6 protein-coding genes are annotated in these 9,471 nt (G+C 74.6%); 1 reads left to right on the top strand and 5 read right to left on the bottom strand.

What is annotated here, in order from left to right; translation table 11 throughout:
* Nucleotides 1-199: 199 nt before the first annotated feature.
* Nucleotides 200-628: a nuclear transport factor 2 family protein gene (locus ACFVYI_RS37790; protein ID WP_387894044.1), complete on the top strand. Its 429-nt coding sequence runs from the start codon at nucleotides 200-202 to the stop codon at nucleotides 626-628.
* A 21-nt stretch (nucleotides 629-649) separates the two neighbouring features.
* Here the strand turns inward: ACFVYI_RS37790 and ACFVYI_RS37785 are convergent, their stop codons facing one another.
* The 5 genes from ACFVYI_RS37785 to ACFVYI_RS37765 form a co-directional block, all read right to left on the bottom strand.
* On the bottom strand, nucleotides 650-997 hold the full coding sequence (locus ACFVYI_RS37785; protein WP_387894042.1) for an antibiotic biosynthesis monooxygenase family protein: 348 nt from the start codon (nucleotides 995-997) through the stop codon (nucleotides 650-652).
* 2,170 nt (nucleotides 998-3,167) lie between these two features.
* A complete protein-coding gene (locus tag ACFVYI_RS37780; protein WP_387894040.1) occupies nucleotides 3,168-4,712 on the bottom strand; it encodes an FAD-dependent oxidoreductase in 1,545 nt (514 codons plus the stop codon).
* Between the two features lie 127 nt (nucleotides 4,713-4,839).
* Nucleotides 4,840-6,339 (bottom strand): protein kinase, encoded by a 1,500-nt coding sequence (locus tag ACFVYI_RS37775; protein ID WP_387894039.1) that lies wholly within the window; start codon nucleotides 6,337-6,339, stop codon nucleotides 4,840-4,842.
* A gap of 15 nt (nucleotides 6,340-6,354) precedes the next feature.
* On the bottom strand, nucleotides 6,355-8,730 hold the full coding sequence (locus ACFVYI_RS37770) for a bifunctional polysaccharide deacetylase/glycosyltransferase family 2 protein (protein ID WP_387894037.1): 2,376 nt from the start codon (nucleotides 8,728-8,730) through the stop codon (nucleotides 6,355-6,357).
* Between the two features lie 160 nt (nucleotides 8,731-8,890).
* Nucleotides 8,891-9,376, bottom strand: a complete 486-nt coding sequence (locus ACFVYI_RS37765) for a hypothetical protein (RefSeq protein ID WP_387894035.1) — start codon at nucleotides 9,374-9,376, stop codon at nucleotides 8,891-8,893.
* Nucleotides 9,377-9,471: the final 95 nt, after the last annotated feature.

The following is a 9,471-nucleotide window of genomic DNA, read 5'->3' as shown; positions in this document are numbered from 1 at the left end:
ATTATTCGTCGTAGATTTTTTGGGTGTGGGTGGGGGGGGGCGCCCTCCCGCCCCCCGCGGGGGTTTGGGGTGGGGTGGGCGGGGGGGCCCCCCCCCCCACTCCGATGCGCCTTGGGCGGCCGGCAGCGCGGGTCGGCGACTGTCCTAGCTGCTTGCTACCGTCGTCGCCTTCCGAAGATCCTTGACCCAGGGGGTTGTTGTGGGCGACAACGGCATGCGCGCGTTCGGTATCGGCCTGTTCGACCGGTGGACGGCCATGTGGAACGGTGACCTCGATCTCGTCGACGAGATCATGGCGCCCGAATTCGTACTGCGTTACGCCCAGGCGGGCACCGACGCCTTCGACGGGATCCGCACCCCTCGGCAGCTCGCCGAGATCGTCGCCGCCTGGCACAAGTCCCGCACCGGGCTGCTCTTCGCAGCGGAGGGGACCGCCACCGTCGATCTCGTGCCTGCCGACGGCGCCCCGACCGGGCTTGTCGCGCGCCCCTACCTCGCGAGCTTCGTGGCCGAGGACGGCGGGACGGTCGCCAGGAGCGGGATCGACATCCTCCGGGTCTCCGACGGGTTGATCGTCGAGGTCTGGTCGGTCTCGTCCGGCGCCGCCGGCCGGACCTTCTACCGCTGATCGTCCCGGTGTGCGCAGCGCCTACAGATCTGCCGGGCGGCGGAACCCGTAGGCGCGCTCGACCTTGGCCACGTGGACGGCGAACGAGCCGTACCAGTGCTCGCGCCCGTGCGCACGGGTCAGCGCGTGCTCCGCGTGACCCCGCCAGGCCGCGATCGACTCCTCGTCCCTCCAGTACGACACCGTGATCCCCAGACCGTCCGCGCCGCGAGCCGAATCGACGCCGAGGAAACCCGGCTGGTCGGCAGCCAGTTCCAGCATCTGCTCGGCCCTGTCCCCGTAGCCCTCGTCACCCGCGGTCCGCACGGAGCTGAACACCACCGCGTAGTAGGGCGGGGCGGGCAGCGATGCGGGCGCGATCTCGGCCACGAAGGTCCTCCAACAGGCAGCGGCGGGGGTATCGCCCCAAACGATCTCGCGCACCCGCCCGAACCCACAACCCCGTTGCTCCGCCGCGCCGCAGGCCGGGACCGCGGGCGGGTGGGCGCGGTGGCGCATCGGAGGTCACATTCGACCCGGTTCGGTCAATATTTACTTTTCCGGAACGGCTCTGCATAGTGGCGCCTCGACATACTGGCGGGTCGAGCCGAGGGGGGCCATTTTCTTGTCTCAGATCAACGATGTCGCCGCACGCGAGATGGAACTGGAACGAGTTCAGATCTCCGTCATAGGCGAGCTGTTCGACGAGCGACTGGCCGGGGCGAGGGAGCAACTGACGAGCGTGCTCGCGGCCTCGCCCGACGGCGCGGGCACCGCGTACGAGAGGGACTTGGCGGCCGGGCGGCTGACGGGGGAGATCCGTCGGCTGGAGGGCGCCGAGGACGGGTTGGTCTTCGGCCGGATCGACCTCGCGGACGGCACCGTCCTGCGGATCGGGCGGCTCGGGCTGCACAGGGACGCGGACGAGCTGCCGGTGCTGGTGGACTGGCGGGCCGAGGCCGCGCGGCCCTTCTACGAGGCGACGCCGATCCACCCGATGCGGCTGCGACGCCGCCGCCATCTGCGGCTGGCGGGCCGCGCGGTGGTCGGGGTCAGCGACGAACTGCTCGACGGCTCCGCACCCACCGCACAGGACGTGATCGGTGACGGTCCGTTGACGGCGGCGCTCCAGGAGAAGCGCACGGGGCGGATGGGCGCGGCGGTCGCCACGCTGCAGACCGAGCAGGACGCCATCGTCCGGTCGCCGCACCGCGGGGTCACGGTGGTGCAGGGGGGTCCGGGCACCGGAAAGACGGTGGTGGCGCTGCACCGCGCCGCGTACGTGCTGTACGCGTTCCCGAAGGCGGCCGAGCGCGGCGTGCTCGTCGTGGGGCCCAACGCGCGGTTCCTCGACTACATCTGCCAGGTCCTCCCCTCGCTCGGGGAGAACGACGTCATCCTGGCGACCTGCGAGGAACTGGCCGGCGTCGCACCGGGCGCCGCGGACCCCTACGAGGTGGCGCGCCTCAAGGGGGGTGCCGAACTGGCCGACGCGCTGGCCGCGGTGGTCCGCTCACGGCAGGCCCCGGACGGCGACTTCGAGACCCGGGTCGGGCAGGAGTGGATCCGGCTGCAGGACGAGGACATCGCACTGGCGCGGGAGACGACACAGACCAGCGGTCTCGCGCACAACCGGGCACGTCAGCTGTTCAAGGAGCTGCTGGTCGACGCCGTCGTCCGCGAGCTCGCCCGCAGCGGCGCCGAGGCGCTCGAAGACATCGACGCCCAGGTCGCGCAACTGACCGGCCTCGACTTCGACCGGATCGCGGCGGCCGACCTGCGCCGCCTCGGTGTCGACGACACGCCCGCCACCGGCGCCGACGAGTTCGACGCCGACGCCATGCGCGCCGAACTCCTGGACGACGCCATGCTCGACCGGGCCGTGGAGGGCCTCTGGCCCCGGCTCACGCCCGGCGACGTGGTCGACGCCCTGCTGACGGACGTCGACGCGCGGGCCGCGCACCTGCGGCAATTCACCGACGACCAGCGGGCCCTGCTGTCACGGACGCCCGGTGCGCCCTGGACGGACGCCGACGTGGCACTCCTCGACGAGGCCGCGAGCCTGGTCGACGGCCCGCCCGAGCACACCTTCGGACACGTCGTCGTCGACGAGGCGCAGGAACTCACCGTCATGCAGTGGCGGATGATCGTGCGCCGCTGCCCGGGCAGGTCGATGACCCTGGTCGGAGACTTCGCCCAGGCGGGCCCGGCGACGGTGGCCCGGGACTGGAAGGAGGCCCTCGGCCCGCACCTCGGACACCGCTTCGACCTGCGCACCCTGACCGTCGGCTACCGGACCACGCAGGAGATCCTCGCCACCACGGAGGAGCTGCTCGCCCGGATCGCCCCGAACCGGCCGCCGATCCGCTCGATCCGGCGCGGCGAGGTGCCCCGCACCCTCGCCACGACCCCGGACTCGCTCGTCACCGCCCTCCTGCGCGAGCTGCGGGAGCAGGGCGCCGCGTACCCGGGCGAGTTGCTCGGGGTGATCTGCGCCGACGACAGGACGGAGCAGCTCGCGGCCGCGGGGATCGAGCGGCTCGCCCGCCTGGTGCCGGCCTCACAGGCGCGCGGCCTGGAGTTCGACGCCACCGTCGTGGTCGACCCGGACGGGATCACCGCCGCCCGCCCCGGCGGTGAGCGCGACCTCTACGTCGCCCTCACCCGGGCCACCAAGCGCCTGTGCACGATCACCGTCCCGCCCACCTCGGGGATCACGGGCTGAGGACGGCCCGGGCGCGACGATCGCGTCCCACTGCTCCCGGGTCGGGCCGTCGTGCTCCGGCGAGAAGTCCGGACGGGCCGCCAGCCAGGCGGTGACGTGCCGGTCCACCTCGTCGGTGCCGTAGGCGTCCTGGGCCGGTCGCACGAGATGGCGCACCTGGGCCCGGGCCCGCATGACGACGGGATCCTCGAAGGCGCAGGCGGCCACGGCGGCGGCCCGACGGTCCGACAGCGTCGCGCTCTCGGCGAGGCGTTGCCCGTTGACGCGGTCGGCCGTCACCTGCGCGTCGAACCACGGGCGGAGGGTCCGCGCCGTCCAGGCGTGGTAGCCGGCGGGGTCCGCGGCCGTCTCGTCGGCACGGGCGGCGAGGTACTGGGCGGCGCGCAGGCCGAGGGCCACGCCGTGGCCCAGGGTGGGGTTGGTGTGGACGAGGCTGTCCCCGGCGTTGACCAGGCCGGTGACGACGGGTCCGTCGTCGTCGGCGAGGGAGGTCCAGCGGTTGTCCAGGCCGGCCATCGCCAGGACGGCCGACTGCGGTTCGGGGGCCAGGTCGAGCCAGGCGGCGCAGGCGGGGAACAGGCGGGCGGCGGCCTCGAACACGGCGGGGTCGGTGAGCGCGCCACGGGTCGGATCACCCGTGGGGAGCACCAGGTTCACCGCGAAGGTGTCGTTGTCGGAGGGGAAGACGCCGGCGAGCGCGAACGGCGCGGCCGAGCCGTTCTTCACCCGCCCGGGGTCGCGCGGGCCGTCGGCCCGCAGCCGGTACCAGCGGCACAGATAGGCGATCCCGGTGCGGTGGCTCTCGACCACCGGCGGGCGGCAGCCGGCCGCGACCAGCCAGCCGGGGACGGGCGAGCGGCGCCCGGACGCGTCGACGACGAGGTCCGCCCGGTGCGGTTCCGCGCCCACCCGCACGCCGGTGACCCGGGGCGGGCGGCCCTCCGCGACGGTGAGGGCGTCCACCCGGCGGCCCCGCCGCACCTCGACGGTGCGTTCCCGCCGCACGGCCTCCGCCAGGGCGGCCTCCAGCACGATGCGGCGCGTGCGCAGGGTCACCAGCTCCTCGTCGCCGGGCCGGTGCGGCGGGTGCTCGTCGAACCAGTCGAAGTCGTGGTACTCCCGGGCCCCGCGCGCCAGCAGGTCCGCGAGGACGTCGGGGACTTCGGTGCGCAGCACGGTGCGCACGGGCGCGAGGAGCGAGTGGGGCTGGACGGCCTGCGGGATCCGGGGCCGGCGCCAGTGGAAGAAGTCCTGGTGCGGGTCCGCTCCGGCCTGCCGCGCGTCCTGCTCGAACACGGTCACCGCGTGACCCCGTCGGCCGAGCATGAGCGCCGTCCCCAGCCCGCTGATACCTCCGCCGATCACTGCAACCCGCGCCACTGAGCTCCCCTTCGCGTCGTGTTGCGAGACGAGCCTACTGCTCGACGATCTTCGATCGGGCACCGGCTTCGGCCGTCACGGCACGGGGGCGGGGGCGGGGGCGGGGCGGTGCTCCCCCGTCGCCGGATCAGTCGTTCTGGTCGTGCTCGGCGGAGGCGCTGAGGGAGGTGATCAACGTGCTGAGGCGGGAGTTCCAGTTCTGGGCCGTCGGCCCGTCGATCGCGTGCTTCTTGGTGAGGTCCCGGACTGTCTTCTGGGCGTTCTTCAACTCCTGCACGGCGTCGTCCTCCTTCCCCTGGTTGAGGCGCGCGGCCGCGTCGTCGAGGGTGTGCAGGAGGTCGAGCTGGCGGTCGCGTTCCTTGGTCATCTGGGTCTGGGCGACCACCTGGCGAAGCGCGTTGAGCTGAACCGCGGGGGTCTGACCGCGCGGCGGGGTCGGGGTCGCGGTGGCCGACGGGGTGGGGGTCGCCGACGGGGTCGGGGTGACGGGCGCGGGAGACGTGGGCGTCGGGGCGGCCGAGGCGGTCCGGGTCGGCTTGGGCGGCGGCGGCGCCGCGGCGGGGGCGGTCGGGTCGTCGAAGGCGGTGAGCGCGAGCATCGCGGCGCCCGCGATCCCCACCAGGCCCAGCGCGCCGAAGATCAGCGGCTTGCGGCGGCTCTCCCGGACGGGCTCGTCCACCACCGGGGGCGCGGACGGCACGGGCGCCATCACCGAGGTCGCGGCGGGGGCGGGCCGGCCGGGGACGGGGGGCAGCAGTTGGGTGGCCGCACCGGTGGCGAGCAGTTCACTGGTGGGATCGGAGAACGCCAGCCCCGGAATCGTCGCGAGCAGTTCGGCGCGCGCGGCCGCACCGGTGCCGGGCCGGTCGGCCGGGTCCTTGGCGAGCAGGCGCAGGACCGCCGCGTCCAGCGCCGCGGGCACCCCGGCCCGCCGCGCCGACGGCGGCAGCGGCTGCTCGGTGACGTGCTTGAACGCGATCGCCACCGGCGTCTCGGCGGTGAACGGCGGTGCGCCGGTGAGCATCTCGGTCAGCACGCAGCCGACCGCGTACAGGTCGGTGCGGCCGTCCAGCTCGGCGGCGGTGGCCTGCTCGGGCGACAGGTAGGCCGCCGTGCCGAGCACCATCGCCGCCTGGGTGAGGTTGCTGGACGAACCGGCCCGGGCGATGCCGAAGTCGACGACCTTCACCCCGCCGTCGTTGGTGATCATGATGTTGCCGGGCTTGATGTCCCGGTGCACCAGGCCCGCTCCGTGCGCGACCTCCAGCGCCTCGCAGACCGCCGCGGCGATGCCGACGGCCCGCTCGACGGGCAGGCCCGGCTGCTGCGCCAGCAGCGCGGCGAGCGACCAGCCCTGCACCAGCTCCATGACGATGTACGGCGAGCCCTGGTCCACACCGGAGTCGAAGACCATCACGATCCGCGGGTGCACCAGCATCGCCGCGTGCTGCGCCTCCCGGCTGAACCGCTCGGCGAAGCGCGGGTCGTCGGCGAGGCCCCCGTTGAGGACCTTGACGGCCACCTGGCGGCCCAGCACGTGGTCCACGCCCCGCCAGACGGTGGCCATCCCGCCGACGCCGAGTATCTCGACGAGTTCGTAACGCCCGTTAAGCGCCCGTCCGATCACCTGGAACCGCTCCCCTCACGTGCCCTGCCCGCGGCCACGGACCGCCTCGTGCACGTGTGCACGATAGCCGCCGGCGTCAACGTGCCCCGGCGGAGCGTGCATCGGGGCCCCGTAGCCCGGGACCTGGTACCCGGGGGTCTGGTAGCCCGAGGCTTCGTACCCCGGGACGTCGTACGCCGGAGCGTCGTGACGCGGGGCCTCCCGGGCCGGGGCCTCCTGGACCGGCACCCGCAGGCTGCCGTACCGCTGCATCCGCTGCCAGCGCAGCCGGGAGCCCGCCAGCGCGGTGAACACCGACTGGATCACCACCAGGTACATCAGCTGCCGGTAGACGAACTGCTGCAACGGCAGGCTCCAGAGCGGGCCGAGCCGCTCCCGGTCCAGTCGGAAGGCGTAGACGCCCATCAGCAGCTGGACCAGCAGGAACGCGAGCCAGAGGCCGACGATCCGCACCGGGTCGAGGAAGGCCAGCCCGTACAGCGCGAAGACGTCCACCACCGGGGCGAGCAGCGGCAGCAGCACCTGGAACATCAGCAGGTAGCCGAGGCCGCGCCGGCCCAGCTTGCCCGCCTGTCCGCGCTGGCGCAGCGCGCCCCGGTGCTTCCACATCGCCTGCAGGGTGCCGTAGCACCAGCGGTAGCGCTGCCGCCACAGGGCGCTCAGCGAGGCCGGGGCCTCGGTCCAGGCCTTGGCCCGCTCCTCGTAGACCACCCGCCAGCCGTCCCGGCAGAGCGCCATGGTGAGGTCGGTGTCCTCGGCCAGGGTCTCGTCGCCGACGCCGCCGACGTCCAGCACCGCCGAGCGGCGGAACCCGCCGACCGCGCCGGGGACGGTGGGCATGCACTCGGCGAGGTCGAAGAGCCGACGGTCCAGGTTGAAGCCGACCACGTACTCGATGTGCTGCCAGCGGCCCAGCAGACCGCCCCGGTTGACCACCTTGGCGTTGCCGGAGACGGCGCCCACCGACGGGTCGCCGAAGGGCTGCACCAGCATCCGGACGGCGTCCGGCTCGAAGACGGTGTCGCCGTCGACCATCACCAGCAGCTCGGCCCGGGCGGCGGCGATTCCGGTGTTGAGCGCGGCCGGCTTGCCCGCGTTCTCCTGCCGGATCACCCGGACGTGGGGCAGCCGGAGCGACTCCACCAGATCGGCGGTGCCGTCGGTGGAACCGTCGTCGACCACGATGATCTCGACCGGGTGGTCGGAGGCGAGCAGCGAGCGGACGGCCGCCTCGATGCCCGCCGACTCGTTGTAGGCGGGCACGATCACGCTGACCGGCTCGGTGACCGGCGGGCCCCAGGGCCGGCGGCGGCGAAGCTTCTTGTGCCGGCGGGCGGCGACCAGGACGGCGATCGCGCGCAGCACGCTGACCGCGCCCGCCGCGTAGAGCAGCCAGCCCAGCACGGCGAGCGTCCAGTCGCCGGTCCGCAGGAGCCAGATCAGGGCGAGGCCCTGCCAGTGCTCGGCCCCGGAGGCCGGGTGGACCGGGTCGGGCAGGCCGACCGACTCGCTGACGGTGGTGAAGCGCAGGCCCCGTGCCTTGAGCCGGGGCAGCAGGGAGTCCAGCGCGGCGACGGTCTGCCAGCGGTTGCCGCCCCCGTCGTGCATCAGCACGATCTGGCCCTCGGTACCGGGCCCGGCATCGGCCGCGCCGACGATCTCGTCCACGCCCGGGCGGCGCCAGTCCTCGCTGTCCAGGGTGGTGAGCACGGAGAGGTAGCCCTCACGCCCGGCCTGCTGGACGGCGGCCCAGCCCGGGTCGTCCAGCGCCTCGGCGGTGGACGAGTACGGCGGGCGCAGCAGCGAGCTGGTCACCCCGGCGGCGCCGGCCAGGGTCAGCTGGCTCTCCCGCAGCTCCAGCGAGCGGCGCCACTCGGACTGCGCGCCGAGGTCGGTGTGGGTGAAGGTGTGCACGCCGAGCTGGTGGCCCTCGGCGACGATCCGACGGACCAGGTCGGGGTGCGCGGCGGCCTGGGTCCCGACCACGAAGAAGGTGGCGTGCACGCCGTTGCGGCGCAGGGTGTCCAGGACCTCCGGGGTCCAGCGCGGGTCGGGGCCGTCGTCGAAGGTGAGCGCGACGGTGCCGGGCGCGGGCCTGGCGGTACGGGGTTGCGGGCCGGCCGCGTCGATCACCGGGCCGCCGGTGCGGACCTGCTCGGGGACGGTGGCCGCACCGACCGGGCGGGCGGCCTGGTCGGGACGGGCGTCGTAGAGGTGCTGGGTGTAGCCCTGGATCAGCAGGGTGGCGGCCAGGGTGAGCAGCAGGGCGGTCAGCAGCAGCCAGTGGGTGCGCAGCGGGCCCTGGCGGACGACGCCGCGCCGGCCGCGGCGGGTGGGCGGGGCGGCGCCGGGCCCGGGACGGGCGGCTCTTCGACGGCGGGAGGTGCTCACGTGGGGGCGCTTTCGGGAGGCCGGGCCTCGAAAGGGCCGGGGGCGGGCCGAGTGGAGCCCGGGTACGGGCACGGCCCGGGCGGGGCTGATGGGTGTCGGGGCGGGCAAGCGCGGGGACGGGCCGGCACGGAGACGGACGGTGCGGGGACGGACGGCCGGGTCAGGGCGTCGGGGAGGCCTTTCCGGGCTTGCCACCGGCGTTGCCGGAGTTGCCCGGCGCGTCGGTGGGCCGGCCGTGCCCGGGCGTGGCGGAGGCGCTGGCCCCTCCGTTGCCGTTCCCGTTGCCGCCGGGAATGGTGGGAACGGGCGACGGCGTGGAACCGGCCGCCGGGGCGGACGGTCGGGCGGTGGCCACCACCGGGGCGGTGGTCCGGTGATCGGTCCCCGTGGACCGCGCCGGAGCGGGCCGCACGCTGTCCGGCCCGGGTGTGCCGGTGATCGACGGCACGGGGGGCGACGGCTCGTCGACCGGCGCGGGCGGGGCGGCACTCGGCGGGGCCGGCAACGGCAGGAAGGGCGCGCTGACGGTGGGGCCGCCGAGCACCGTGCTGGCGAGCAGCACCAGGTAGCCGGCGGCCGGCACGGCGAGCAGCAGACCGAGTCGGCGGACCCGCCGCTGGCGGCGGCCGGAGGAGTCCACGAACACCGGGGCGGCGGTGGTCTCGGCGGCCTGCCGGGAAGGGGAGGCGGGGGGGGGGGGCGGCGGGGGGGGGCCCGCCCCCCGCGCGGGGGGGGGGACGG

This window comes from Kitasatospora sp. NPDC058218 (genome assembly GCF_042882445.1).
GTDB lineage: Bacteria > Actinomycetota > Actinomycetes > Streptomycetales > Streptomycetaceae > Kitasatospora.
The sequence above is the reverse complement of the archived record's forward strand: the minus strand, read 5'-3'. Positions and strand labels throughout refer to the sequence as shown.